The following is a 26,459-nucleotide window of genomic DNA, read 5'->3' as shown; positions in this document are numbered from 1 at the left end:
TCTCGCGCTGGAAACGGATTCCCCGCTGGTTCGCCATGCGGATGAGCCATGCGACGGTCGGTAGCGCCTTGCAATGGTTAGAGACCAGTTGCCTCTCCACGAACGTGTTGGTTTCGGCTACTCTCAAGGTAAGCGGTCACCATAGCCGCGCGTAGTTCGAGGATAACTCTTATGAAAGCCTGGTTCGAAAAACTTGCCGCACAGTTCAATGCCCTGTTTGCCCCACGCATGCAGCCGGTTCCCATCCGCAGTGACGAGCAGCGCCGCCTGGCCGCAGAGCGCCGTCGCCGCCGCTAAACGCCGCGACCGTCACTGATTCGAAAGCGCCGCCAGCGGCGCTTCGATATCCACGCCCGTATCACCGCCCAGCGACTGGTACAGGGTGGCGGCATTGAGCAACTGATTCAGGCGGTTCTCCGCCAGGGTGATCTGCGCTGAACGGCGTGTATCCTGCGCACTTAGCCAGGATTGCAGATCCACTGCCCCTGACTCGTAGCGAATACGATAGATACGCTCGGCCTCGCTGGCCGCATCCAGCGCTCGGCTGCGCATGCCCTCCTGCTCGGCGTAATGACGCCGACCCGCCAGCCCGTTCTCCACGTCGGCCAGTGCCTGATACAAGCTCTGTCGGAAGTCCGTCACCGCCAGTTCGTAATCCGTTCTTGACACGGCGACGTTGAGTTTCATCTGATTCCACTGCAGGAAGGGCATGGCCAGGCTCGCGCCCAGTGCGCCAACCGGGTTCTGCAGCAGGTTGCTCAGCGCCGAGCTGGAATAGCCCAGGGTGCCGGTCAGACTCAGATCCGGGTAGTAGCTCGCACGCGTCGCATCCACGGATTTCAGGCTGCTTCGCAGGCGCAGTTCGGCGGCGCGCAGATCCGGTCGTCGAGCCAGCAGGCTGGCCGGTAGGTCGGCCTGCACGGCGGGCAATACGCTGCTTTCCAGGCTTTGCAGCTCGTTCAGATTCACGGGCGTAGCACCGTCGAACAGCACTGCCAGGGCATTGCGCTGCTCGACCCGCTGCTGGCGCAGATCCACTTCACTGGCCAACTGGGTTTCCAGGCTCTGCCGCGCTTCGGCGAGCTCCAGGGCTGAAGCCTGGCCGGCATCGTATTGCACCTGAACCAACTGCAACGTTTGCCGGGCGTAGGCGATGCTCGCGGCGCTGGAGGCCAGGCGTTCGTTGAGATAACCGATCTGCCAGTACAGGCTCGCCAGCGTGCCCGCCAGGGACAGTCGGGTGGCGGCGTAATCCTGTTCGGTCGCCAGGGCTTCGAGTTCCGCCGCGTCAGTGGCACTACCCAGGCGGTTCCACAAATCGGCTTCCCAGCTTACCGAGCCGGTCAGCGAATAGCTGTGGGCTGCGCTGCCTTCACCGCGCAGGGCGCGGGTGCGGTCGGCGCTCAGGCCGCTGCTGAGCTGAGGAAATTGACCGTCACGGGCCAGGCCAGCCTGCAACTGCGCGCGACGTACGTTGAGCAACGCCGTACCGATGTCGTTGTTGCGTGCCAGCGCTGCGTCGATCAGCCGATCCAGTTCGGGGTCGCCGAAGGCTTTCCACCAGGCTTGGCCAGTGCTGGCCTGCTGCTCGCCCGGCTGTTGCCAACTGGCGGGAACGTTCAGCGCCGGCCGCTCGTAAGGTGTGGAGAGCAGCGAACTGCAGCCGCCCAGGGCAAGGGCGATAACCAGTGACAGGGGTTTCAGGTAATGGCTACGCATGATCGGGTCTACTCGCGAGACAGGGCGTCGACGGGGTCGAGGCGGGCGGCGTTGCGTGCTGGCAGGAAACCGAACACCAGGCCGATGACCGTGGAACACAGGAAAGCGGCGACGATGGAGGTGCTGGAAAACACCAGGCTGAATTCGCTGGTGAAATGGCTGAACACGGCGCCGAAGGCCAACGCCGACATCACGCCGAGTGCGCCACCGATCAGGCACACCAGCACCGCCTCGATCAGGAACTGCCGGAGGATATCGTTCTGCCGTGCCCCCACCGCCATGCGCACGCCGATCTCGCGGGTGCGCTCGGTGACCGACACCAGCATGATGTTCATCACCCCGATACCGCCGACCAGCAGGGAAATCAGGGCGATGGCCGAGATCAGCAGGGTCATGGTCTGGCTGGTCTTTTCGATGGTCTGGCGGATGGTGTCGGTGTTCATCACGAAGAAGTCCTGCACCCCGTGGCGACGCGTGAGCAGGCGGATGATGCCTTGCTCGGCGGCATCGCTGGATACGCTGTCGTCGACCCGTACGGTGATGCTTTCCAGGTACGACTGGCCGAGCATGCGGTTCATCACCGCGGTGTAGGGCAGGTAGACGCGTAGCGAGTCGCTGCCGCCGAAGTTGCTCTGGATCGGGTCGAGCACGCCGATGACGCGCACCGGTACATTGCCCAGCAGGATCACCTGGCCGAGCGCCTGCTTGCCGGCGAACAGCTTCTTGTAGGTGTTGTCATCGATCACCGCATTCTGCGCCGACTCGCGCACCGCCTTGGTATCGAACGCGCGGCCCTGGGCGAAGGTATAACCCTTGGCGCGGAAGAACTGCTCGCCCACGCCGCTCATGGACACGCTCAGCGCCTGCTCGCGGTAGCGCAAGGTACCGGAGCTGGAAACCGATGGCGTGACGCTGTCGACGAAGGCCTGACCAGCCAGGGCATCGGCATCGGCCGGCACCAGCGTCTGGATGCGTGCCGAGCGACGATCACCGAAACCGCTGCCGGGATAGATGTCGATGGTATTGGTACCGATCGCGCTGATGTTCTCCATGATCTTCTGTTGCGAACCCTGGCCCAGCGCCACCACCGACACCACCGAGGCGATGCCGATGATGATGCCGAGCATGGTCAGGAAGGTGCGCAGCTTGTGCGAGAGCATCGCCAGTAGAGCCATGCGGAACGCTTCGCGAAACTGCCCGACCCCGGCGCGCAAGGTATTGGCATCACGTGCCTGGGCTGGCTCTTCCAGCGCGTCCGAGTCCGCGTCGCCGTCGCGCAGGCGGCGGTCGGCAATGATGCAGCCATCGCTGATCTCGATGATGCGGTCGGCGGTTTCCGCGACCTTCATGTCGTGGGTGACGATGATCACCGTGTGCCCAGCGGCATGCAGCTCACGCAGCAGCTTGAGCATCTCTTCGCCGCTGTGGCTGTCCAGCGCGCCGGTGGGTTCATCGGCGAGAATCACCTGGCCGCCGTTCATCAGCGCCCGGGCAATGGAAACGCGTTGCTGCTGGCCGCCGGAAAGCTGGCTTGGTTTGTGGCTCAGGCGCTCGCCCAGACCGAGGCGCTGCAGCAATGCCTCGGCGCGCTGGTGACGGCTGGCGGCGTCCTTGCCGGCATAGATGGCTGGGATCTCGACATTGCCCACGGCATCCAGGTCGCCCAGCAGGTGGTAACGCTGGAAGATGAAGCCGAAATATTCGCGGCGCAGTTCGGCCAACTCGTCCGGGGACAGCCTGCCGGTTTCCCGGCCGGCGATGCGGTAAGTGCCGGCGCTGGCTCGATCCAGGCAGCCAAGGATGTTCATCAGGGTCGATTTGCCCGAGCCGGAAGTACCGATGATGGCAACCATTTCGCCCTGTTCGATGCTCAGGTCGATATCCTTGAGCACGGCGATGGTCTGATCCCCGGCCGGGAATTCGCGGCGCAGGCCTCTCAGTTCGAGGAGTGCCATGTCAGAGTCTCATCGGCCCGCGCATGCGCAGGGTGGTGCTGGAGCCGGCAGCGGCATCGCCGAGTACCACCTTGTCGCCGGTCTCCAGGCCTTCCAGCACCTGTGCGTTGATGGAGTCTTCCAGGCCGGTACGGATCTGCCGCGCCTCGACCTTGCCGCCTTTACCCAGCACCTGCACGGTGTAGCTGTCGTCACGGTTGGCGCGGCCCAGCGCCGACACTGGAATGCTTGTCGCGTCCTTGACGCTGTTAAGGACGATGTTCACCTCGGTGGTCATGGAAATACGCAGCTTGCCATCGGGGTTGGGCACATCGAACACGGCGATGTAATAGACGGCCGTGTCGGTCGAGGTGGTGGACGATGAACTGGAGGTGCTGTCGCTGGTGTTTATCGAATCCGGCGCCGGTTCGATCATGCGCAGCGTCGCTTCATAGCGCTTGCCGGGCTCGCCAAGAATGGTGAAGTACACGGGTAGGCCGGGCTGCAGGTTGACCACATCGGCTTCGGAGATCTCCGCACGCACGGTCATCTTGTCGAGCTGGGCGACCTTGACGATGGTCGGCGCCGATTGCGCCGAGTTCACCGTCTGGCCTTCCTTGACCACCACGCCGACCACGGTGCCGTCGATGGGGGCAGTGATCTTGGTGTAGCCCAGGTCGACTTCGGCGGTGGAAACCTGAATCTGCGCCTGTTCGATCTGCGCATCCAGCGCGGCGACCTGAGCCTTGGCGGTATTCAGGTCGGCCTCGGCAGTCTCGTAGCTTTCCCGCGAACTGGCGTTCTGAGCGAGCATGGATTTCTGCCGGTTGAAGGCGAGCTGCGCCTTTTTGAGCGTCGCGGCCTGCACCGCGCGCTGGGCCTTGACGTTGGCCAGGGAGGCTTTGGTATTGGCCAGATCGTTCTGTTGGGTCAGGGAATCAATCTCGGCGATCGGCTCACCCTGTTTGACCAGGTCGCCAAAATCGACGTGCAGCTTGGTGACCTGCCCCGATACCTGGGCACCGACACTGACCTGCTTGAAGGCCTCCAGCGTACCGGTGGCGATGACCGTCTGCTCGATATCGGCCTGGCGCACCTCGGCGGTCAGCAGGCCGCTGCCAGGTGCTGGCGATAACCAGCTCTTGAGTGCGTAGCCACCCAGCGCCAGGGCGGCGATGGCGGGAATCAGGAACAGCAACTTGGGTTTCGGCATGTCTATTGGCACACGGCGGATTCGGATGAACGCCACTATAGAGAGGCGTTCGCCAGCGTTGGGTAAGAGCGGAGTAAGGTTCTGTCAGGAATAGGTAAAGTTCGGCGCTGACCGGAATTTTTGACGCGTGAAACGCTGCGACGCTCTCAAGTCACCGAAGAGCGTGCCGACAATATGGAAAGCCCATTCGGACGAGCAGGGAACAGGCGTGGCCAGGAACTGCATGCGATGGATCCGATACGCCATTTTTGCGCTTGATCGTTTGAAAAACAAACGCCTAGCTGTGCTGGCGTGACAGCTTTGCTGTGCTAGACATAGTGGAGTGGCAGGGATGTACACCTTCACGAACTAAAGGATTGCGAGCATGCGTCAGAATCTTCCGGTGACTCAGCGGGAAAGGACTTTTCCCGGGCATGAGCGGTTGATCTCCACCACCGATCTGAACAGCAAGATCACCTATTGCAACGACGCATTCGTTGCCATCAGCGGCTTCACTCGTGAGGAACTGATCGGCCAGCCCCACAACCTGGTGCGTCACCCGGACATGCCACCTGCTGTATTCGGTCACATGTGGGAGACCATCAAACAGGGCAAACCCTGGATGGGCATCGTCAAGAATCGCTCGAAGAATGGCGATTACTACTGGGTCAGCGCCTATGTCACACCGATCTACCAGAGCGGTCAGGTAGCGGGCTACGAGTCGGTGCGTTCGCTGCCGACGGAAGATCAGAAGCGCCGGGCCGAGGCGCTGTACGCCAGGTTACGGGCCGGTAAGCCGCCCGTGCCGAAGATCGAATACCTGACCTATGACCTGATTCGTTCCTGGCCGCTGATTCTCGCTGCGCTGGTGATCCTCGCTGCCCACTCGGTACTCACCGGACTGTGGCTGGCGCTGTTCATCGTGGCGGTGATGTTCGCCCTGGGTTCCTATCAGTTGCACGGCAAGCGTGCGCTGATCCGTCGAACCCTTGCTGACCACCCGAAGGCATTCACCAGCAGCCTGGTGGCACTGACCTACAGTGAGAGTCGCGGCGCTCAGGCGTTGCTCGACATGGCCATGATCAGCGAAGAGGCGCGACTGCAGACGGCGCTGACGCGCCTCGAAGATGCCGGTGTCAACGTCAAGAGGCAGGCCGCTCAGTCTGCCGGCTTTTCCCGAGCGGGCGCCGAGATGCTCGACCAGCAGCGCAGCGAGACCGATCAGTCGGCCACGGCGATCAATCAGATGGCCGCGACCATCCAGGAGGTCACGCAAAACGTGCAGAGCACCAGCCATGCCGCCGAAGAGGCGGATCGCCTGGCCAAAGAGGGTCGGCAACTGGCCGGTGGCAGCCTGGAATCCATGCAGCACATGGCCAAGGCCGTCTCGGATATCGGCCAGGCAGTGAGCGATCTGGCCAATTCCACCCAGTCGATCGGCAGCGTCGCCGATGTGATCACCTCGATTGCCGAGCAGACCAACCTGCTGGCGCTCAATGCGGCGATCGAGGCGGCGCGGGCGGGCGAGCAGGGGCGTGGGTTCGCCGTGGTTGCCGATGAGGTGCGTTCGCTGGCTTCGCGCACTCGCGAGTCGACCCAGCAGATTCACCAGATCATCGCTTCGCTGCGTGCCGGTGCCGAGCGCGCTGTCGTCACGGCCGAACGTGGCGAGGAAATCTCCCGGGAGAGCGTACAGAGCGTGGAGGCGGTACGTATCGCGCTGGACGGCATCAGCGAGTCGGTCAGCCGCATCACCGGCATGAGCCAGCAGATTGCAGCCGCCTCCGAAGAGCAGGGGCAGGTGGCCGATGACATCAGCCGACAGATCACCCGGATCGCCCAGCTTTCCGAACAGGGCGCCGAGCAGGCTCATCAGGGCGTCGCCATCGGCGAGGAGCTGGAAACCATGGCCGACTACCTGCACAGCCTGGCCGAACGCTTCAACCGCTAAACCGCTTCCTCGGCTGCGCATTCGTGCTATGGCAAACTGCGCGGCCGAGGAGAGCCATCTAATGCCACGCCCCCGCTGTTCCCGCTGCAAACGCCCCGCAAGCCATTGCCTCTGCGCGCTGATTCCCGATCTGCCCAGCCGTACCGAGATTCTGGTGCTGCAGCACCCTGATGAAGTCGACCACGCTCTGAATACGGCGAACCTGGCCGTGCTCGGCTTGCGCAATGCAACACTGTGGGTGGGCGAGGTGTTCGAGGATCTGCCGCTGTGGCTGGCGCAACCGGGTTACCGGACGCATTTGCTGTTTCCGGGGAACGATGCGCAGCCACTGGCCTGCGTTGTCGATGAGCACGACGAACGGCCGATCCGGCTGGTGGTGCCGGACGGTACCTGGCGCAAGGCGCGCAAGTTGCTGCACCTCAATTCTGCGTTGGCAGCGTTACCGCGGGTGACCCTGACGGACGTACCACCCTCGCGCTATCGCCTGCGCAAGGCGCCGATGGAGGGATCGTTATCGACCCTCGAGGCGATAGTCGCGGCGCTGAACGTGCTGGAGGAGCCCGCTGATTATCAGGCCCTGCTCAAACCCTTCGATGCCTTGATCGAAGGGCAGATCGCGGCCATGGGGGAGGAGACGTTCAGGCGCAACCATCAGCGTTGAGCGGGGCGTTGGATGGCAGCCAACCCTACAATGTTTAGGTCTGTAGGGTGGGCTTCAGCCCACCAATAGCGATGTGGGAATCATGCTGCTGCCTGAGTCAGGCGAACGTACCGTCACGGAAATCCGTACTGCTCGATGGGTTCGTTCAGCGGTTTGCCGGCGATCCGCAGTACACGGATGCCGCCATCCGCGTCACTCGGCGATCTGCAGCTTGCGAGATTCAGTGTAGAAGAAACGCAGTTTCTCGTATTCGAACGGTGAGTTGATCTGGCCATAGCGGAAGCTGGTGGTCGATCGTTGATCGACCACCCTGAGTATGGTGACTTCCGGGTGACTGTTGCTGACCTCGGCCACGTTGAGGTAGTTGATCTGTTGTTCGGCGACGAAGTCCGCCACCAGGCCACCGGTATCACGCAGGTTCGACGGGCCGAGGATCGGCAGCATCAGGTAGGGGCCGGCAGGGGTTCCATAGAAGCCCAGGGTCTGGCCGAAATCTTCACGCTGCTTGGGCAGGCCCATGTGGGTTGCCGGATCCCACAGCCCGGCGACCCCGAGCGTGGTGTTGAACAGCAGGCGCGCCGTGGTGTTCAACGCCCGCTGGCCCTTGAGCTGAAGCACGCTGTTGACCAGGTTGGACACATCGCCGAGATTGCCGAAGAAGTTGCTCACGCCCTGTTGCACCAGGCTCGGCGTGATAGTGCGGTAACCGTCGACCACGGGCAGGAATACCCATTCGTCGAAGCGATAGTTGAAGTGGTAGACGCGGCGGTTCCACGACTCCAGTGGATCGAAAACTTCCAGCGCGGACAGGGTCGAGCGTTCGAATTCACGCTGATCCAGGCCCGGGTTGAACTTGAGCTTGCTCAGCGGTTGCTTGAATCCGTCGTCTTCGATGGTGGTCTGGGCTGTGGCGGCACCGCAGCTCAGCAAGGCAGCGAACAGCGCGAAAGCAGGAAAGGTCTTAGCCACGGAAGAACTCCAACATGTCGTTGCTGTTGACGCGGTAATTGAGGTTGCCGCAGTGGCCGCCGAGTGGGTATACGGTCAGGCGGTCGCCCATCGTGCGGCGCAGGAAGCCAAGGTCGCCTGGGCCGAGGATCACGTCGTCGGCGTTATGCATCACCGCGATCTTCGGGCTGTTCTTCAGGTAATCCTCGATGCCGTACAGGCTGACCTGGTTGATCAGCTGGGCCATGCTGCCGCCGTCATAGCGCGCCCGCCACATGGGAATCAACTGTTCGGCCATGTAGCAGTCGAAATCGCACTGCAGCGCTCGACGGAAGAAAGGCGTCAGGCTGGTGCCCTCGCCAATCGGGTATTCCACCGGCGTGATCAGGCCGCGACGGTTGATCAGATCCGAGGTGAACGCGATATCGGCAGCCGAGAAGCGGAACGAGGTGCCGATCAGCATGGCCATCTGTTCGTCGGACAGATGTTCCCTGGACTGCTGGAAGTCATACAGCAGCGCATCGTTGATATCGATATAACCCTTCTCCTGGAAGTAACGGGTCAGCTTGCCCAGTACCAATTCGTAGAAGGTGGTGCGGCTGTCGATGCCCTTGACCTGAGTTTGCACCAGGCTATCGAGGTTGGTGATCGAGGTGTACAGGTTGACGGGCGGGTTGAGCATCAGCACGCGCTTGAAGTTGAAGCTGCGCCGGGTTTCGTCCAGTTGGCTGACGAACGCAGCGTGCAGGGCGCCGAGGCTGTAACCGGTCAGGTAGAAGTCGGTGACCTGCAGGCGTGGATGCTGGGCGCGCACGGCCTGCATGGCGCGATACAGGTCTTCGGCATCGTCACGGCTGATGCCCGGCGTGGCGAAGCGCGAGGCGGAGGTCATGAAGTCGTAGCTGGTCGGCGAAGACAGCTGCACGACGTGATAGCCCGCGCCATAGAACAGTTTCTTCAGGTATTCGGGGGTACTGCTCGAATAGTGCGCGCCAGTGCCAGCGATGATAAAGATCAGCGGCGCCGGGCCTTTCTGCTCGGCCAGCCGGTAGCGCATCTTGGTCACGGCCCAGAAGTTGTCCGGCAGCTGGAATTCGCGTTCCGGACGCAGGCGAATCTGGTAGTCCTTCTGATTGATATCGGCGTCATCTGGCAGCTCCGGTCGCAGTTCTGGCGGCGTGGTGGCGATGGTCGCTTCGAACGGATTGGTGAGCGGATAACCGTAAGTCTGCGCGTCGATATCGGCTGCCCAGAGTGGGGCACTGAGCAGCAGGCCGCTAAGCAGGGCAGCAAGGCGGGGAATGAAAGACATACAAGATCCCTTTGCAAGAGAACGTTCTTTTCAGAGGTGGGCGGGGCAGCCCGTGCTTTTCGGCATCAGCCGCGATCCCTAAGACAACTGCCGGTGTGTCAAAGTGCCATGGGAAATTATCGTTGCGCTGCAACTTAATGCAGTAGATACCGGATTTACCACGAAAGGTCGAGCTGGCGCGGTTTCAGAGCTCCCAGGCTTGCCACTATTTGTAACTTGCATCCGCCTGGCGGGAGCTTATGCTGAGCGCCGTTTCCAAGCCCTCTGGAGTGGCCGGATGCCCCGTCGTTTATCTGTCGTTGTGCTGGTGATCGCCGCCGTTCTGTGCGTGATCGCCAGTTATGGCTTGCGTTACCTGCTTATGGAGGGCGATCAGTGGGTAGGCCGTTGTGTCGAGGATCCGGAGAATTTGGCCTGCCAGGTTCGCGCCACCCTGGGGTGGATGATTCATCTGCGAATCATCGCCTGGATCGCACTTGGCTGCGCCATGCTGGCATTCGTGCTGCCCGGTGTCTGGGGTTGGCGCCTGGCGGTGCCAGGACTGCTGCTCGGTTTACCGGCTCTCGCGCTCTACACCGCCAGTCTGGCGGTGTTTGCAGTGGTGCTGGCTCTGCTGCGCCTGGTACGTGCGCCTACTCCGGCAGCTGGCTGATTCAGCCTGGTGGTGTGTATTGAGCACAGCGCCGAGAAAAATGCTTACCGCCCCTTCGAGCGTTTCAAGCTGCGCCAGAGCGCAGTCGCCAGCAACGTGCTGGTGATGGCCCAGGGTCGTAGGATGGGTGCAACCCATCGGCATATTGATGGGTTTCACCCATCCTACGGGCTATGAGTCGACGGCAATAAGGCGAGAGCGGCCGGTCGGTGACCCGCGTTGAACCATGGATCACGGCCTTCGGCCCCGGATTACGCCTGCGGCTAATCCAGGCTACGTTCTACGGTCTTGAAGGCGCAAACGGCCATTCGTAGGGTGGACGACGCTTGCCTACGCGGCCCGATCCGTCCACCGCTCTGCAATCGCAATGGTGGATGAAAAGAGCGTCATCCACCCTACGGAGTGAGCGTTCGCTACCGCCACTTTGCTGTCATTGCACGTGAAAGATCGTGAGCAGGTTCTTCGCGCCCCTTCGAGTGTTTCAGGCTGCGCCACAGTGCGGCCGCCAGTAACGTGCTGGTGATGGCCCAGCCGATGGCTTGCAGGTTATCCAGCGTCTCTTCATACAGTTGCGGCACCACGCCTGCGGCGATCAGCAGTGCCAGCAGGGCGATTTCCCGGCGTGGCGCGGCAACCGGGCGCAGCAGGTAGACCAGGGACGGGAGCAATAGCGCTGCACTGGGGAAGCTGCGGTAGCGTGCGTCGGTCACCATGGCCAGCATCATCACTGCACCGGCGAAGCCTGCCGCCGCCAACCACCAGCCTGCACGTCGCTCCAGCCAGGAGAACGCCCGGGCACGCCAACCATTAGCCGTCGACAGTGCCAGCGTTGCATGAGCCAGAACCAGCATGTTGAGGGCGAGCAGGGCACTGGCCCACAGCCATTCGCCGATGTAGCGGCTGGTCACCCACGACAATTCCGCCCATAGCCCGATGCAGGCGGCACCCAGCGCTGCCACGAGCGGCAGCAGCACGGCGTTGCGGGGCGAACTTGGCCGACCGCCGACCAGCAGGCCAAGCGCCAGGATGCCAGTGCTGATTGTCAGCCAAAGCGGCCAGTACGGAAGGTTGGAAACCGGGCCGGCGAGGATCGACTTGTCCTGGCGGTCGGCGTCGTACAGGCCCCAGAAGCCGCCCACAGCGCCTTCGCTGGCGCGTTTCCACGGTTGGTCGAAGGCTTCGATCAGGTTGTAGCGCCAGCCGTGCTGCTCGGCCAGTGCTACGAAACCGCGAATGAAGGTGGCCTGGTTGACGCGGCTGGGCAACGCGGTTTCACGCTGGCGGCCTTCGCTGGGCCAGCCGGTTTCGCCGATCATGATGTCCTTGGGCGCGAATTTTTTGCCGAACAGCTCGCGCACCTCGGTGACTTCGTGCAGCGCCGCGTCGATGCCTGCCGGGTCATCTTCCCAGTAAGGCAGCAGGTGAATGGTGATGAAATCCACTGCCGGAGCGACTTCCGGATGCTTGAGCCAGAACTCCCAGACATCGGCATAAGTCACTGGCTGGGTGATTTCTGCCTTGACCTGATTGATCAGCTCGACCAGTTGCTCGCCCGTGACTTCCTTGCGCAGCAGCGCTTCGTTGCCGACGATCACGGCCTCGACTACATCCGGGTTTTCCTTGGCCAGCTTGATCAGGCCCTGGATTTCGATGGCCGTGTCATGCGGGTTGCGGCTAACCCAGGCGCCGGCGATCAGCTTCAGGCCATGTTTGCGCGCCAGATCCGGCAGCGACTCGAGGCCGGTGACCGAATAGGTGCGGATGCACTGGAAGCGCTCCGCAAGCAGCGCCAGGTCGGCATCCATGCGTTCGGGGCGGATTTGCAGCGGTAGATCGAAGGGGGACTGATCCTTGTCGAATGGTGTGTAAGACGCACACTGCAGCTTGTGAGTGGGCGTCGCCGCATCGGCCAGAACGACCGGTTTTCCGATGGTCTGCCACAGGCTGCCAAGCGCGAGGAAAGCGATGACGCAGGCACAGACATAGGGGAGCAAAGGAAAGCGGGCGGTGGCGGGCATGATCGAACACGAGGGTAAGGGAGACGCGCATCTTAGCGGCGAGCAGGGGCTTTTAGATAGCAGCGGAAAGTACGCTGACAAACGAGTGATTTGACAAGCGTTGCATGCTGACTAGTTTTGAATGTGCGGCGTTAGGAAAACCCGCGTCGCTCAACTGGAGTGGACTTTAAAAGGATGTTGAACATGCAAAAATCCATGCTGCAAAGCCTGCTGTTCGCTGCACTGGCCAGTGCCTCGCTACTGGTCAGCGCCAACGAAACTGCCAGAGCGCCCGCCATCGAACCCGTCGCCCAGCAACTCGCCGAACTCAACCCGATCAACCTCAATAGTGCCGATGCTGAAACCCTGCAGCGTGAGCTCAGTGGTGTCGGCTCGGTCAAGGCGCAGGCCATCGTCAGCTATCGAGAGACCCATGGCGAGTTCGCCTCGGTCGACGAGTTGCTCGAGGTCAAGGGAATCGGTGAGTCCTTGCTTGAGCGCAATCGTGGCAAGTTGACCATCAGCCAATAACGCTTATTGCCGCAATACACCCGAGCCGCTCGACCCCTCAGGATCGAGCGGCTTTTTCATGGATGGCGGTAATCCTTCGTACGGGCGGTTTTCTGACGTCGCGCTGGCGATTCATCCTGTGTAACCCCGCTCTGCCTGCCTCTCCGAGGGTTGGCTCGTTTCATGCTCTTGCCAATCTGTGACACCTTACCGCGCCGATAAATCGGTGCTCTTGGAAGAGAGCGTACAGTTGGCACCCTTGTTGCAAATACCCCTGCAAAGCACATGCGGCGTCAAAAAACCGCGCTCAGTTGAGGAAGGGTTATGAGTCAGGGTGTCGCGTTCAATCGTCTAATGCTGGAAATGCGCTCCATGCAGGCCGAGGCCATGGCACGCAAGCCGGCAGTCTCCGAAGCCCAGGAAGTCGGCGCGCCGAGTTTCTCGGACATGCTCGGGCAGGCGGTGAACAAGGTCAGCGAAACCCAGCAGGCTTCTAACCAGCTGGCCACAGCCTTCGAGATGGGCCAGAGCGGCGTTGACCTGACCGACGTGATGATCGCCTCGCAGAAGGCCAGCGTTTCCTTCCAGGCCATGACCCAGGTACGCAACAAGCTGGTTCAGGCTTATCAAGACATCATGCAAATGCCGGTTTAAGAGGTAGATTCCGATCATGGCCGAAGCACTTGCCGCAAACGTACCCGCCACCACCGCTGGCAGCGAGCCGAAAAAGCCGCTGTTCGGGCTGACGTTCCTGGAGAATCTTTCCGACATGCCGGTATTGCGTCAGGCCGGTCTGCTGGTCGGCCTGGCCGCCAGTGTGGCGATCGGTTTCGCCGTGGTGCTGTGGTCGCAACAACCGGATTACAAACCGTTGTACGGTAGCCTCAACGGCATGGACGCGAGCCAGGTGATGGAAACCCTGGCGAGCGCGGACATCAATTACACCATCGAGCCGAATTCCGGCGCGCTGCTGGTCAAATCCGAAGACCTGGCGCGTGCACGCATTCGCCTGGCTTCTGCCGGCGTAGCGCCGACCGACACCAGCATCGGTTTCGAGATTCTCGACAAGGAACAGGGCCTCGGCACCAGCCAGTTCATGGAAGCGACCCGCTATCGTCGCGGACTGGAAGGCGAGTTGGCGCGCACCGTCTCCAGCCTGAACAACGTCAAGGCCGCGCGCGTGCACCTGGCAATCCCGAAGAGTTCGGTGTTCGTGCGTGATGAGCGCAAGCCCAGCGCTTCGGTGCTGGTCGAGCTGTATGCGGGGCGTAACCTGGAGCCAAGCCAGGTGATGGCCATCGTCAATCTGGTCGCCAGCAGCGTGCCGGAAATGGACAAGGGGCAGGTCACCGTGGTCGACCAGAAGGGCAACCTGCTGTCCGACCAGCAGGAAATGTCCGAGCTGAGCATGGCTGGCAAGCAGTTCGACTACAGCCGCCGCATGGAAAGCCTGTTCACCCAGCGCGTGCACAACATCCTGCAGCCGGTGCTCGGCATGGGCCGCTACAAGGCTGAAGTCTCGGCCGACGTGGATTTCAGTGCCGTCGAGTCGACCTCGGAAACCTTCAATCCGGATCAGCCGGCGCTGCGCAGCGAGCAGCAGGTCAACGAACAACGTAGCAGTAGCAGTGGCCCGCAAGGCGTACCCGGAGCCCTCAGCAACCAGCCGCCTGGCCCGGCTGACGCACCGCAGCAGACCGGTGGTGCAGCCGCCCCTGGCGGCCCGGTCGCACCGGGTCAGCCGCTGGTCGACGCCAATGGTCAGCAGATCATGGATCCGGCTACCGGCCAGCCCATGCTGGCGCCATACCCGGCCGACAAGCGGGATCAGTCGACGCGCAACTTCGAGCTCGATCGCTCTGTCAGCTATACCAAGCAGCAACAGGGTCGCCTGCGTCGGCTTTCCGTCGCCGTGGTGGTGGATGACCAGATGCGTGTCGACCCGGCTACCGGGGAAGCCACCCGTGTGCCGTGGAGCAGTGATGACCTGGCGCGCTTCACCCGCCTGGTGCAGGACTCGGTAGGCTTCGATGCCAGCCGTGGCGACAGCGTCAGTGTGATCAACACCGCCTTCAGCAGTGAAATCACCGAAGTGATCGAGGTGCCGTGGTACCAGAGCGAGCTGTTCCTGATGGCCATGGGCGGCCTCAAATCGCTGTTCCCGGCACTGTTGATCTTCCTGTTGGTGTGGTTCGTGCTGCGCCCGGTGTTGAACAACATTACCGGTGGCGGTAAAGGCAAGGAGTTGGCCATGGTTGGCGGTGGTCGCGATGGCGACGTGGATCTGGGCGAAATGGGTGGCCTGGATGGCTTAGCGTCCGACCGAGTGAGCCTGAGTGGCCCGCAAAGCATTCTCCTTCCGAGTCCGAGCGAGGGGTATGATGCGCAACTGAATGCGATCAAGAGTTTGGTCGCCGAAGATCCGGGCCGTGTCGCCCAGGTAGTCAAAGATTGGATCAATGCCGATGAATGAGAACCGTATCGCTGCCAAGATGAGCAAGGTCGAGAAGGCCGCCATCCTGCTTCTGTCGCTCGGTGAAACCGATGCGGCCCAGGTGCTTCGTCATCTGGGGCCCAAGGAGGTGCAGCGCGTGGGTGTGGCCATGGCCGGCATGCGCAACATTCATCGTGAGCAGGTCGAGCAGGTGATGGGCGAGTTCGTCGAAACCGTCGGCGACCAGACCAGCCTGGGCGTGGGTGCCGACGGCTATATCCGCAAGATGCTCACCCAGGCACTGGGCGAGGACAAGGCCGGTAACCTGATCGACCGCATCCTGCTCGGCGGCAGTACCAGTGGTCTGGACAGCCTGAAATGGATGGAGCCACGCGCCGTGGCCGACGTGATCCGCTACGAACACCCGCAGATCCAGGCGATTGTCGTTGCCTATCTGGATCCCGACCAGGCGGGTGAAGTGCTTTCGCATTTCGACCACAAGGTTCGCCTGGACATCGTGCTGCGCGTGTCGTCGTTGAACACCGTGCAGCCGGCGGCGCTCAAGGAGCTCAACCTGATTCTCGAGAAGCAGTTCTCCGGCAGTTCCAACACCACCCGCGCTACCATGGGTGGCGTGAAGCGCGCCGCGGACATCATGAACTACCTCGACAGTTCGGTCGAAGGACAGCTGATGGACTCGATCCGCGAGATCGACGAAGACCTATCGTCGCAGATCGAAGACCTGATGTTCGTCTTCGACAACCTGGCCGATGTCGATGATCGCGGTATCCAGGCGCTGCTGCGCGAGGTGTCTTCCGATGTGCTGGTGCTGGCGCTCAAGGGCGCGGACGAGGCGATCAAGGAGAAGGTGTTCAAGAACATGTCCAAGCGCGCCGCCGAATTGTTGCGTGATGACCTCGAAGCGAAAGGGCCGGTGCGTGTCAGCGACGTCGAGGCCGCTCAGAAGGAAATCCTCACCATCGCCCGGCGCATGGCCGAGGCCGGCGAAATCGTATTGGGTGGCAAGGGCGGCGAGGAGATGGTTTAACCCATGGCCGGCAAGGAACCCGTCAGCGAACTGATTCGCGCCAAGGATCTGGGCAGCGTCGATCGCTGGTCGCTGCCAAGTTTCGACGAGCATGTGGAGGTGCCGGAAGACGCCCAGCCTGAGATCGAGCAGGCTGCCGAGGCCCCGCCGCCCCAGGAAAGCGAAGAAGTCGCGCTGGAGGATGTCAAACCCTTGACGCTCGACGAGCTCGAGGCCATTCGCCAGGACGCCTACAACGAAGGCTTCGCCACCGGTGAAAAGGACGGTTTTCGTGCTGGTCAGCTCAAGGCCAAGCAGGAAGCCGACGCCGCGCTGGCTAGTAAGGTCGATGCGCTCGAACAGGTCATGAGCCATTTGTTCGAACCTATCGCCGAGCAGGATCAGCAACTCGAAGTGGCACTGGTGACCCTGGTCGGGCAGATCACCCGCGAGGTCATTCAGCGTGAATTGAGCCGCGACTCCAGCCAGATCCGCCAGGTGTTGCGCGAAGTGCTCAAGCTGCTGCCCATGGGCGCGGAAAATATCCGTATCCACCTCAATCCGCAGGACTTCGAGCTGGTCAAGTCGCTGCGTGATCGCCATGAAGAAAGTTGGCGGATTCTCGAGGACGATTCCCTGCTGCCCGGGGGCTGCCGGGTAGAGACCGAGCACAGCCGCATCGACGCCAGTGTCGAAACCCGCCTCAGCCAAGCGCTCAAGCAACTGTTCGAACAGCAGCGCGAGCATGCGACCACGCCCCGTTCCGCCGATATGCACATCGACCTGGATGACGCCAATGCGCCTTGAGCGCATCAGCTTCGCTCGCCGCATGGAGGGTTATGGCGACGCGGTGAAGCTGCCGTCCCAGCCCGTAGTCGAAGGCCGCCTGCTGCGCATGGTCGGCTTGACCCTCGAAGCCGAAGGCCTGCGAGCCGCCCTGGGCAGCCGCTGCCTGGTCATCAACGACGACAGTTATCACCCGGTACAGGTGGAAGCCGAGGTCATGGGCTTTTCCGCCGGCAAGATCTATCTGATGCCGGTCGGCAGCCTGGCTGGTATTGCGCCCGGTGCGCGCGTGGTGCCGCTGCCGGATACCGGACGCCTGCCCATGGGCAGATCCATGCTTGGCCGCGTGCTCGATGGCGCCGGCCGTGCCCTGGATGGCAAGGGCGGAATGAAAGCCGAAGATTGGGTGCCGATGGACGGCCCGACCATCAACCCGCTCAAGCGCCACCCAATCAGCGAACCTCTGGATGTCGGTATCCGCAGCATCAATGGCCTGCTCACCGTTGGCCGCGGCCAGCGCCTCGGGCTGTTTGCCGGCACCGGTGTCGGTAAGTCGGTGTTGCTGGGCATGATGACCCGTTTCACCGAGGCCGAAATCATCGTGGTCGGCCTGATCGGCGAGCGGGGCCGCGAGGTCAAGGAGTTCATCGACGAGATTCTCGGTGAAGAAGGTATCAAGCGTTCGGTGGTCGTCGCGTCGCCTGCCGATGATGCGCCACTGATGCGTCTGCGCGCCGCCATGTATTGCACGCGTATCGCCGAGTACTTTCGCGACAAGGGCAAGAATGTCCTGCTGCTGATGGATTCCCTGACCCGTTTCGCCCAGGCGCAACGGGAAATCGCGCTGGCCATCGGCGAACCGCCGGCGACCAAGGGCTATCCGCCGTCGGTATTCGCCAAACTGCCGCGCCTGGTCGAACGAGCCGGTAATGCCGAGGAGGGCGGTGGTTCGATCACTGCGTTCTATACCGTGCTGTCGGAAGGCGATGACCAGCAGGATCCCATCGCTGATGCCGCCCGTGGGGTGCTCGACGGCCACTTCGTGCTGTCCCGACGTCTGGCCGAAGAGGGGCATTACCCGGCAATCGACATCGAAGCGTCCATCAGCCGGGTCATGCCCCAAGTGGTCAGCCCCGAGCACATGCGTAACGCCCAGCGTTTCAAGCAGCTGTGGTCGCGCTACCAACAGAGCCGCGATTTGATCAGCGTTGGCGCCTATGTGCCGGGTGGCGATGCCGATACCGATCTGGCCATCGCCCGCCAGCCGGCGATGGTGCGCTACCTGCGCCAGAGTCTGGGCGAAAGCGAAAGCCTGGAAAACAGTCGTGACCTGCTGGCCGCCGTTCTGAACCCCACTGCGGCGTCCTAACCGGTGGCAACCAGTCGCGCCGCGCGGTTGGCGCCCGTCGTCGAAATGGCCGAAAAGGCCGAGCGTGAGGCGGCTCTGCAACTGGGTCGTGCTCAAGGCATGCTGGGGCAGGCTCAAGGCAAATTGGCTGATCTCGAAAATTACCTGCAGGGCTATCAGCAGCAGTGGATCAGCGAGGGGCAGCGGGGCGTGTCCGGTCAGTGGCTGATGAACTATCAGCGCTTTCTTTCCCAGCTCGATGTGGCGATCGCTCAACAGCAGCAGGCCGTGACCTGGCACCGCAGCAATCTGGACAAGATGCGCGAGGTCTGGCAACAGCGCTACGCACGCCTCGAAGGACTGCGAAAACTGGTGCAGCGCTACCTGGACGAAGCGCGTCTGGCCGAGGACAAACGCGAGCAGAAACTGCTCGACGAGCTTTCTCAGCGTATGCCTCGACGCGATTCCCAGGAATGAATGATGGTTGCCGCTGACGCAGGCTAATGCTAAATCTTCATATGCCGGCATTCAGGTCGCTGTAGGGAGACCTGGGCAGGGTCAGGAAAAACAGGTGAGACACCGCGCCACGGCTCTGGTCAACAAGATGTCGCCTGCTTCTCAGGACAGGCTCGGCCAGTTGTTCCGCATACGGCGGTCTGGCGGATTTCCCGGATCTCAAGGAGTGCTTCATGCCCATCACCTCACTGCCTTCGGAAGACGGGCAAGAGCTGACCATCACGATTCAGGGGCGCTTCGATTTCGGCGCCCATCAGGAATTTCGTCGTGCTTACGAGCGCGTCGATATCCGTCCTGAACGCTATTCGGTAGACCTCAAGGGGACGACCTATCTCGATAGCTCGGCGCTCGGCATGTTGTTGCTGCTGCGCGATCATGCCGGTGGCGACCGTGCGCAGATTCGTCTGCTCAACTGCAATGCCGATGTGCGCAAGATTCTGTCCATTTCCAATTTCGAACAGCTTTTCCAGATCGTCTGAGGCGCGATGAACGCCTCGCGCCTTACCATCCTGATCGCCGAGGACAGCGCCACTGACCGCATGCTGCTGTCGACCATCGTCGGTCGCCAGGGGCATCGGGTGCTGGCCGCCAGCGATGGTCTGGAGGCGGTTGCGCTGTTCGAGTCGCAGCGCCCGCAACTGGTGTTGATGGACGCGCTGATGCCGGTGATGGATGGTTTCGAGGCTGCGCGGCGGATCAAGGCCATGGCTGGCGATGCCATGGTGCCGATCATCTTTCTGACCTCCCTGAGCGAAGACGAGGCGCTGGTTCGCTGCCTGGAAGCGGGTGGCGACGATTTTCTCGCCAAGCCCTACAGTCGGGTAATCCTCGAAGCCAAGATAAATGCCATGGATCGGTTGCGACGCCTGCACCAGGAGGTGCTGCGACAACGCGACCAGATTGCCCGGCATAACGAGCACCTGCTCAATGAACAGCTGGTGGCCAAGGCGGTATTCGACAAGGTGGCGCACTCCGGTTGCCTGAGCGCCGGCAATATTCGCTACCTGCAATCGCCGTATGCGCTGTTCAATGGCGATCTGCTGCTGGCCGCGTTTCACCCCAGCGGTGACATGCACGTGCTGCTCGGTGATTTCACCGGTCATGGTCTGCCTGCGGCGATCGGCGCGATGCCGCTGGCCGATGTCTTCTACCGCATGACGGGCAGAGGCCATTCACTGGCCGAGATTCTCCATGAGAGCAATGCCAAGCTGCGGCGTATTCTGCCTCGCGGCGTGTTCTGCTGTGCGACGCTGCTGAATATCAGCTTCCGGCGGCAGATGGTCGAATTCTGGGGCGGCGGTCTGCCGGATGGCTACGTGCTGCGCAAGGACGGTGGAGCGCGGGTACCGCTGGTATCGCGGCACCTGCCGCTTGGGGTGCTGGATCCAGACAGCTTTCGCGACGATTACGAGGCGTATCCGCTAGCGCCGGGGGATCGGGTTTTCCTGCTTTCCGATGGAGTGCTCGAGGCGCGTGACGAGCATGAAGAGCTGTTTGGCGAGCAGCGTCTGCTCGACGTGCTTGACAACGGCCATCCACCGTTAGCGCTGTTCGACGACATTCAGCAGGCGTTGCAGCGCTTCAACGGCGAAGCACGTGACGATGTCAGCCTGGTCGAGGTGACCATGGTCGAGGAGGGCGCCGTGAGTCGACCTCCGCTGCCGGACGGGGAATGGCGTAGAGGGCCTGAACAGTGGTCGGCGCGCTTTGATTTTCAAAGTTCCACGTTGCGTGACTTCTATCCCTTGCCCTATCTGTTGCAGTTGCTGCTCGAAGTGCCTGGCTTGCGTGGGCACGGCGGCAGCCTCTACAGCGTGCTGTGCGAGCTGTATACCAACGCTCTGGAGCACGGGGTATTGGGCCTGGATTCAGCCCTCAAGCGTGATGCTGCCGGGTTCTCCGAGTATTACCGGCAGCGTGCCGAACGTTTGGATGCCTTGCGTGATGGCTGCGTCAGCATCGCCTTCGACGTTTGTCGCGAAGAAGGCGGCGGTCGTTTGACGCTGACGGTGGAAGACAGCGGCGCCGGCTTCGATCCCCAGACGGTATTGACGCGCCAGTGCCCTGCTAGAGGCCTCAGTGGGCGTGGCATGAGCTTGGTTCGCGATCTTAGCGAGCGCTGTAACTGGTCGTCCGACGGCCGTCGGGTCAGTGTAGAGTTTTCCTGGCCTGCAGAGGCATAATCCATCGATTCGGTGCTTTCCTCGGCCGCTCGGCGCGAGGCGTGTTATCAGCAATGGCGAACTGCCGCTCAAGGCGGGCCTGGAGTAAAGGATGTCCGACAATCATCTAGACCGCGCCGTACTGATTGCCTTGCAGGACATCATGGAAGACGAGTATCCCGTGCTGTTGGATACCTTCGTCGCTGACTCCGAAGAACGCCTGCGCCTCTTGCAAGGGGCCGAGCGGGCGCAAGACGCTCAAGCCATGCGCCGCGCCGCGCACAGCTTCAAGGGTAGCTGCAGCAACATGGGGGCCAAGGTGCTGGCTGAGTCCTGCCGCGAGCTTGAAGAGCTGGCGCGTCGTGGCGACCTGACCGATTCGGCTGAGCTGATCGGGCGCATCGAGCGTGAATTCGCCATCGTCCGTATCCTGCTCAAATCCGAACACCAGCGTTTTTCTACTGAGTAATCCTTTTGTCTGACATGTTGGCCCGGCCCTTGCTTGCTCTGTGCTCACTACATCATTCAAGCGGAGAGCATTCATGCCCGTTGCCCCCGATCTGCTGCTGACGCCTACCACCGTGGCCAAGCCCAAGGCCCCTGCGGCGAACAATGCGCAGAGTACGGCCGAACCGCGCAAGCAAGAGGCTTCCAGCTTCTCGCAGGTGTATGCCAAAGAGCGCCAGGCCAAGGCCGTTGAACGCCAGGACAGCGCCGCCAGAAACGCACGCGACAGCAAAGCCGAGCCGCAGCGAAACGTCAGTAGTTCGACGCCGACGTCGGATCAGGCGCCAGCCGTTGCCGAAAGCGGCAAGGATTTGCCTGCCGATCCGGCAAGCGAGGACGGCGCTGTCGATCCACTGCTGATGCTCGGCCTTTTCGAGCCGCAACCGGTAGTGGTGGAGGTCGATCCTGAGCTGCAAGCGCAGGCTGCCGCCGTGTCGACCAGCCTGATCGGTTCCGCGCCTGCCAGCATGACCGAAGCCAGTTTCGATCCCGAGATCGATGCGCTCAATCAATTACCCGCGGTGCGCTTGGCGCTTGATATCGGCGCGCAGGAAAAGGTGGCAGAGCAGGGCGCGACGAGCGCCCAGGTATTTGCCAGCGCCATGGCGGCGATGGGTATGAAATCTACGGCTGTCGATGTAGAGGGCGAATCCGCCGAGCTGCCGCTGTTCGAGCTCAGCACCGAAGCTCTGGAGGCGCTCAAGGAAAGTTCGGCGGACACAGCCCCCGAGCAGTTCGTCAGTAAACTCAGTGCGCTGAGCCAGGTGATTGGTCAGCAGACCTCGCAAGCCGCGCGGGTACCCATGGTGCCCGGGCAGCCGGTAGCCATGCAGCAGACCGGCTGGGGCGAGGGCGTGGTGGACAAGGTGATGTGGATGTCCAGCCAGAACCTCAAGTCCGCCGAAATTCAGCTCGACCCCGCTGAGCTTGGTCGCCTGGACGTGCGCATCAGCCTGAACCAGGATCAGACCCAGATCAGCTTCGCCAGCGCCCATCCAGGTGTGCGCGAAGCGCTGGAAAGCCAGATGCACCGCCTGCGTGAGATGTTCACCCAGCAAGGCATGAACCTCGCTGACGTGAACGTTTCCGACCAATCCCAGGGGCGTGCATGGCAGGGCCAGGAGAACGATGGTCGCGGCCGCGGCGATCGGCCCGCGGATGATGGCACTGCCGGTACTGGCGAAGAAGAGCGGGTGATCGGCAGTGTCGAACTGCGTGATCCTGGCCAGGGAGCTGGCCGCGGTATGGTCGACTACTACGCCTGACGTCGTTCGTCGGCGATGCGGCTGAACTGCCGGGCCGCCGCTCATCCCGATCGCCAGACTCTGTTCTAGACTTAACCCTGCCCCGAACCACTGGGTCAGGGTTATTTCATTTATGAGCCGATGCTCGGCTTTCGCGTAACATGGCGCGCGCAGCAATTGCACCCAAGCTTATGAGCTGGCATAACACTTGCTCTTAACCCTTTGAAAGCGGAAGGATCTCCACTCCGTGACGGATTTTTGGCATGGCTAAGAAGAACGCCCCACTCGCTGTTGCTACCGAGGCTGGAAGCAAGCCGGCCGGTAAGCTGAAGCTCATCATCGTGATCGTCCTGGCGCTGCTGCTCGCCGTGGGGCTGTCGATTGGTGGCACCTGGTTCTTTCTCAGCAAGGGTGCGGCCAAGGAAGATACGGCCCATGAGTCGGCCCAGAACGCCGCTCCGGTCAAGAAACCGGCCATTTACGAAGAATTGGCGCCGGCGTTCGTGGTCAATTTCACCCAGAACGGCCGGGCCCGCTACATGCAGGTCAGCGTTGCCCTGATGACCCGTGACCAGGCCGGGCTCGATGCACTGAAGGTGCATATGCCGGTACTGCGCAACAACCTGGTGATGCTGTTCTCCAGCCAGGATTTCGCCACGCTGGTCACCCCGGTGGGCAAAGAGATGCTGCGCCAGCAGGCCACGGCCAGCGTGCAGCAACTGGCTGAGAAGGAGACGGGTAAAGTGACCGTCGAGCAGGTGCTGTTCACCAACCTTGTGTTGCAATAGGGCGGGAGTCCGATAATGGCTGTGCAAGACCTGCTGTCCCAGGACGAGATCGACGCGCTGTTGCACGGTGTCGACGACGGCTTGGTGGAAACCGAGGAATTCGTCGAGCCGGGCAGCGTCAAGCAATACGACCTGACCAGTCAGGATCGGATCGTGCGCGGTCGCATGCCGACCCTGGAAATGATCAACGAGCGCTTTGCGCGCTACACCCGCATCAGCATGTTCAATCTGCTGCGACGCTCCGCCGATGTGGCCGTAGGTGGTGTGCAGGTGATGAAGTTCGGCGAGTACGTTCACTCGCTGTACGTACCGACCAGCCTCAACCTGGTGAAGATGAAGCCGCTGCGTGGCACCGGCCTGTTCATTCTCGATGCCAAGCTGGTGTTCAAGTTGGTCGACAATTTCTTTGGTGGTGATGGCCGCCACGCCAAGATCGAGGGTCGTGAGTTCACGCCTACCGAGTTGCGCGTGGTGCGTATGGTGCTGGATCAGGCGTTCGTCGACCTGCGTGAAGCCTGGGCCGCGGTAATGGATATCAACTTCGAGTACGTCGGCTCGGAGGTCAACCCGGCGCTGGCCAACATCGTCAGCCCGAGCGAAGTCATCGTGGTGTCGACCTTTCACATCGAACTCGATGGCGGTGGTGGCGACCTGCACATCACCATGCCCTACGCCATGGTCGAGCCGATCCGCGAGATGCTCGATGCCGGTTTTCAGTCCGATGTCGACGACCAGGACGAACGCTGGGTCAAGGCTCTGCGCGAGGACATCCTCGAAGTCAGCGTGCCGCTCAGTGCCACGGTGGCGCGTCGTCAACTGAAGGTACGCGACATCCTGCACATGCAGCCGGGCGACGTAATTCCCGTGGAGCTGCCGGAACACATGATCCTGCGTGCCAATGGCGTACCGTCCTTCAAGGTCAAGCTAGGCTCGCACAAGGGCAACCTGTCGCTTCAGGTGCTCGACCCGATCGAGCGTCACCGTTAGGCACTGCCATGTGGCCCGTGAAGCCTTACCCATTTCGCCGTGCGCCCGAGCGTGTGGCCCAACCGATAAACGCCAGCCGAGGTTGAACGATGGCAGACGAGAACGAAAACACCACGCCTGAGGAGCAGGCACTGGCCGATGAGTGGGCAGCAGCCCTGTCCGAATCCGGCGACGCCGCCGGGCAGGACGACATCGATGCCATGCTGGCCGCCAGCGCGCCAAGCCAGCCGGCCGCACCGCGGGTACCGATGGAAGAATTCGGCAGCATGCCCAAGGCCAACAATCCGGTCAGCCTGGACGGCCCGAATCTCGACGTGATCCTCGACATTCCCGTCTCCATCTCCATGGAGGTGGGTAATGCCGACATCACCATCCGCAACCTGCTGCAGCTCAACCAGGGCTCGGTGATCGAACTCGACCGCCTTGCCGGCGAGCCACTCGACGTGCTGGTCAACGGTACCCTGATCGCCCATGGCGAAGTGGTGGTGGTCAACGAGAAGTTCGGCATTCGCCTGACCGACGTGATCAGCCCTAGCGAACGCATCAAGAAGCTGCGCTGAAGACGATGAACAGAATTCTGCTCGCTTTACTGGCGCTGCCGCTCTCTGTGCTGGCTGCCGAGCCCGCGGCTCAGGCGCCTGCGGCCGGTAGCGGTATTGGTGGCCAACTGGTGCAACTGGTCATTGGCCTGTTGCTGGTCATCGGCCTGATTTTCCTGCTCGCCTGGATGATGCGTCGTGTACAGCGCATGGGGCCGAGTGGCGGCAAGGTGATCAAGATCGTCGCCACCCAGGCCTTGAGCCCGCGTGATCGGCTGGTGCTGGTGCAGGTGGGTAACGAGCAGATACTGCTGGGTTTGACCCCGGGGCGGATCAATCCGCTGCACGTGATGGGCGAGCCGGTTCATCTGCCTGATGCCGAGCCAGCCTCCACGGAGTTCGCCCAGCGCCTGATGGAGCTGTTGGGCAAGGATCAGAAGGACAAGTCCTGATGCTGCGCCTTCTGCTTGTATTGGTGTTCACACTGGGCGCCTCGCTGACCTTTGCCCAGGAGCCGCCTGCAGGCAGTTCGCTGATCCAGCAGGGCAGCAATCCGCTGTCGATTCCGGCTATCACCCTGAGCACCGACGCCGACGGCCAGCAGGAATATTCGGTCAGCCTGCAGATCCTGCTGATCATGACCGCGCTGAGCTTCATCCCGGCGTTCGTCATGCTGATGACCAGCTTCACGCGTATCATCATCGTGTTTTCCATCCTGCGTCAGGCCTTGGGCTTGCAGCAAACGCCGTCCAACCAGATTCTCGTCGGCCTGGCGTTATTCCTGACGATGTTCATCATGGCGCCGGTGTTCGACCAGATAAACCGCGAGGCGCTGCAGCCTTACCTGAACGAGCAGTTGCCGGCGCAGCAGGCGATCGAGCGGGCGGAAGGGCCGATCAAGAACTTCATGCTGGCGCAGACCCGTGAGAGCGATCTGGAGCTGTTCGTACGCCTGTCCAAGCGCACCGACATTGCCAGCCCGGATGAGGCGCCGCTGACCATTCTGGTGCCGGCCTTCGTCACGTCGGAACTGAAGACCGCCTTCCAGATCGGTTTCATGATCTTCATCCCGTTCCTGATCATCGACATGGTGGTGGCGAGCATCCTCATGGCCATGGGTATGATGATGTTGTCGCCGCTGATCATTTCGCTGCCGTTCAAGATCATGCTGTTCGTGCTGGTCGATGGCTGGGCCCTGATCATGGGCACCCTGGCCAGTAGTTTCGGCACCTTATAGCGAGGTTC

The 26,459-nt window shown here is 61.9% G+C and carries 26 protein-coding genes; 20 read left to right on the top strand and 6 right to left on the bottom strand.

Going from position 1 to position 26,459, the window contains the following annotated elements; translation table 11 throughout:
- Nucleotides 1-171 precede the first annotated feature (171 nt).
- Nucleotides 172-297 carry a PA1414 family protein gene (locus tag DNK10_RS26320; protein ID WP_278248830.1) on the top strand — a complete coding sequence of 42 codons (126 nt, stop codon included), beginning with the start codon at nucleotides 172-174 and terminating at the stop codon, nucleotides 295-297.
- Nucleotides 298-309: 12 nt separating this feature from the next.
- On the opposite strand, the gene DNK10_RS14535 is transcribed toward DNK10_RS26320, so the two are convergent.
- The 3 genes from DNK10_RS14535 to DNK10_RS14525 are packed head-to-tail and all read right to left on the bottom strand — an operon-like array spanning nucleotide 310 to nucleotide 4,866.
- Complete coding sequence (locus DNK10_RS14535) at nucleotides 310-1,719, bottom strand: efflux transporter outer membrane subunit (RefSeq protein WP_208738825.1); 1,410 nt, start codon at nucleotides 1,717-1,719, stop codon at nucleotides 310-312.
- Between the two features lie 8 nt (nucleotides 1,720-1,727).
- Nucleotides 1,728-3,674, bottom strand: a complete 1,947-nt coding sequence (locus tag DNK10_RS14530) for a MacB family efflux pump subunit (protein WP_131192057.1) — start codon at nucleotides 3,672-3,674, stop codon at nucleotides 1,728-1,730.
- Nucleotide 3,675: 1 nt separating this feature from the next.
- Nucleotides 3,676-4,866 (bottom strand): efflux RND transporter periplasmic adaptor subunit, encoded by a 1,191-nt coding sequence (locus DNK10_RS14525; protein ID WP_131192056.1) that lies wholly within the window; start codon nucleotides 4,864-4,866, stop codon nucleotides 3,676-3,678.
- 364 nt (nucleotides 4,867-5,230) lie between these two features.
- Between DNK10_RS14525 and DNK10_RS14520 the strand changes: the two genes are divergently transcribed.
- Both DNK10_RS14520 and DNK10_RS14515 read left to right on the top strand, forming a co-directional pair.
- Nucleotides 5,231-6,796: a methyl-accepting chemotaxis protein gene (locus DNK10_RS14520; protein ID WP_131192055.1), complete on the top strand. Its 1,566-nt coding sequence runs from the start codon at nucleotides 5,231-5,233 to the stop codon at nucleotides 6,794-6,796.
- A gap of 61 nt (nucleotides 6,797-6,857) precedes the next feature.
- Nucleotides 6,858-7,457: a tRNA-uridine aminocarboxypropyltransferase gene (locus tag DNK10_RS14515; protein ID WP_131192054.1), complete on the top strand. Its 600-nt coding sequence runs from the start codon at nucleotides 6,858-6,860 to the stop codon at nucleotides 7,455-7,457.
- A gap of 192 nt (nucleotides 7,458-7,649) precedes the next feature.
- On the opposite strand, the gene DNK10_RS14510 is transcribed toward DNK10_RS14515, so the two are convergent.
- Together DNK10_RS14510 and DNK10_RS14505 are read right to left on the bottom strand one after the other, a co-directional pair.
- Nucleotides 7,650-8,399, bottom strand: a complete 750-nt coding sequence (locus DNK10_RS14510; protein ID WP_244216262.1) for an MlaA family lipoprotein — start codon at nucleotides 8,397-8,399, stop codon at nucleotides 7,650-7,652.
- A gap of 19 nt (nucleotides 8,400-8,418) precedes the next feature.
- Entirely contained in the window at nucleotides 8,419-9,717 is a 1,299-nt protein-coding gene (locus tag DNK10_RS14505; protein WP_131192052.1) for a serine/threonine protein kinase, read from the bottom strand.
- Between the two features lie 277 nt (nucleotides 9,718-9,994).
- Between DNK10_RS14505 and DNK10_RS14500 the strand changes: the two genes are divergently transcribed.
- Nucleotides 9,995-10,369, top strand: a complete 375-nt coding sequence (locus DNK10_RS14500; protein ID WP_131179050.1) for a hypothetical protein — start codon at nucleotides 9,995-9,997, stop codon at nucleotides 10,367-10,369.
- Between the two features lie 413 nt (nucleotides 10,370-10,782).
- Here the strand turns inward: DNK10_RS14500 and DNK10_RS14495 are convergent, their stop codons facing one another.
- Nucleotides 10,783-12,387, bottom strand: a complete 1,605-nt coding sequence (locus tag DNK10_RS14495) for a glycoside hydrolase family 17 protein (RefSeq protein WP_131192051.1) — start codon at nucleotides 12,385-12,387, stop codon at nucleotides 10,783-10,785.
- Between the two features lie 183 nt (nucleotides 12,388-12,570).
- Between DNK10_RS14495 and DNK10_RS14490 the strand changes: the two genes are divergently transcribed.
- From DNK10_RS14490 to fliP, 16 genes are all read left to right on the top strand, one after another.
- On the top strand, nucleotides 12,571-12,897 hold the full coding sequence (locus tag DNK10_RS14490) for a ComEA family DNA-binding protein (RefSeq protein WP_131192050.1): 327 nt from the start codon (nucleotides 12,571-12,573) through the stop codon (nucleotides 12,895-12,897).
- Between the two features lie 303 nt (nucleotides 12,898-13,200).
- A complete protein-coding gene (fliE, locus tag DNK10_RS14485) occupies nucleotides 13,201-13,530 on the top strand; it encodes a flagellar hook-basal body complex protein FliE (protein ID WP_131179047.1) in 330 nt (109 codons plus the stop codon).
- A 16-nt stretch (nucleotides 13,531-13,546) separates the two neighbouring features.
- A complete protein-coding gene (fliF, locus tag DNK10_RS14480) occupies nucleotides 13,547-15,349 on the top strand; it encodes a flagellar basal-body MS-ring/collar protein FliF (RefSeq protein ID WP_131192049.1) in 1,803 nt (600 codons plus the stop codon).
- The gene (gene fliG / locus DNK10_RS14475; RefSeq protein ID WP_131192048.1) at nucleotides 15,342-16,358 is read left to right on the top strand and encodes a flagellar motor switch protein FliG; all 1,017 of its coding nucleotides are present in this window, start codon (nucleotides 15,342-15,344) and stop codon (nucleotides 16,356-16,358) included. Before fliF ends, fliG begins: the two co-directional genes overlap by 8 nt.
- 3 nt (nucleotides 16,359-16,361) lie before the next feature.
- Nucleotides 16,362-17,144, top strand: coding sequence for a flagellar assembly protein FliH (fliH, locus tag DNK10_RS14470; RefSeq protein ID WP_131192047.1), 783 nt, complete (start codon nucleotides 16,362-16,364; stop codon nucleotides 17,142-17,144).
- Nucleotides 17,134-18,492: a flagellar protein export ATPase FliI gene (gene fliI, locus DNK10_RS14465; RefSeq protein ID WP_131179042.1), complete on the top strand. Its 1,359-nt coding sequence runs from the start codon at nucleotides 17,134-17,136 to the stop codon at nucleotides 18,490-18,492. The genes fliH and fliI overlap by 11 nt, the downstream gene beginning before the upstream one ends.
- A 3-nt stretch (nucleotides 18,493-18,495) precedes the next feature.
- The gene (gene fliJ / locus DNK10_RS14460; RefSeq protein ID WP_131179041.1) at nucleotides 18,496-18,948 is read left to right on the top strand and encodes a flagellar export protein FliJ; all 453 of its coding nucleotides are present in this window, start codon (nucleotides 18,496-18,498) and stop codon (nucleotides 18,946-18,948) included.
- Nucleotides 18,949-19,160: 212 nt separating this feature from the next.
- Nucleotides 19,161-19,466, top strand: a complete 306-nt coding sequence (locus DNK10_RS14455) for an STAS domain-containing protein (protein WP_131179040.1) — start codon at nucleotides 19,161-19,163, stop codon at nucleotides 19,464-19,466.
- A gap of 6 nt (nucleotides 19,467-19,472) precedes the next feature.
- Nucleotides 19,473-21,170: a fused response regulator/phosphatase gene (locus tag DNK10_RS14450; protein ID WP_131192046.1), complete on the top strand. Its 1,698-nt coding sequence runs from the start codon at nucleotides 19,473-19,475 to the stop codon at nucleotides 21,168-21,170.
- 91 nt (nucleotides 21,171-21,261) lie between these two features.
- On the top strand, nucleotides 21,262-21,618 hold the full coding sequence (locus tag DNK10_RS14445) for an Hpt domain-containing protein (protein ID WP_131179038.1): 357 nt from the start codon (nucleotides 21,262-21,264) through the stop codon (nucleotides 21,616-21,618).
- A 73-nt stretch (nucleotides 21,619-21,691) separates the two neighbouring features.
- A complete protein-coding gene (locus DNK10_RS14440) occupies nucleotides 21,692-22,921 on the top strand; it encodes a flagellar hook-length control protein FliK (RefSeq protein WP_131192045.1) in 1,230 nt (409 codons plus the stop codon).
- Between the two features lie 242 nt (nucleotides 22,922-23,163).
- Nucleotides 23,164-23,688: a flagellar basal body-associated protein FliL gene (gene fliL / locus DNK10_RS14435; RefSeq protein ID WP_131179036.1), complete on the top strand. Its 525-nt coding sequence runs from the start codon at nucleotides 23,164-23,166 to the stop codon at nucleotides 23,686-23,688.
- 15 nt (nucleotides 23,689-23,703) lie between these two features.
- On the top strand, nucleotides 23,704-24,675 hold the full coding sequence (gene fliM, locus DNK10_RS14430) for a flagellar motor switch protein FliM (RefSeq protein WP_131179035.1): 972 nt from the start codon (nucleotides 23,704-23,706) through the stop codon (nucleotides 24,673-24,675).
- Nucleotides 24,676-24,764: 89 nt separating this feature from the next.
- The gene (fliN, locus tag DNK10_RS14425; protein WP_131179034.1) at nucleotides 24,765-25,235 is read left to right on the top strand and encodes a flagellar motor switch protein FliN; all 471 of its coding nucleotides are present in this window, start codon (nucleotides 24,765-24,767) and stop codon (nucleotides 25,233-25,235) included.
- Nucleotides 25,236-25,240: 5 nt separating this feature from the next.
- Nucleotides 25,241-25,666 carry a flagellar biosynthetic protein FliO gene (gene fliO / locus DNK10_RS14420; RefSeq protein ID WP_131179033.1) on the top strand — a complete coding sequence of 142 codons (426 nt, stop codon included), beginning with the start codon at nucleotides 25,241-25,243 and terminating at the stop codon, nucleotides 25,664-25,666.
- Entirely contained in the window at nucleotides 25,666-26,451 is a 786-nt protein-coding gene (fliP, locus tag DNK10_RS14415) for a flagellar type III secretion system pore protein FliP (RefSeq protein ID WP_131179032.1), read from the top strand. The genes fliO and fliP overlap by 1 nt, the downstream gene beginning before the upstream one ends.
- Nucleotides 26,452-26,459: the final 8 nt, after the last annotated feature.

The sequence above is a fragment of the Phytopseudomonas daroniae genome (genome assembly GCF_004327275.1).
Taxonomy (GTDB): Bacteria; Pseudomonadota; Gammaproteobacteria; order Pseudomonadales; family Pseudomonadaceae; genus Aquipseudomonas; species Aquipseudomonas daroniae.
Note: the sequence above shows the minus strand (reverse complement) of the source record. Positions and strands in the feature narration are given on the sequence as shown.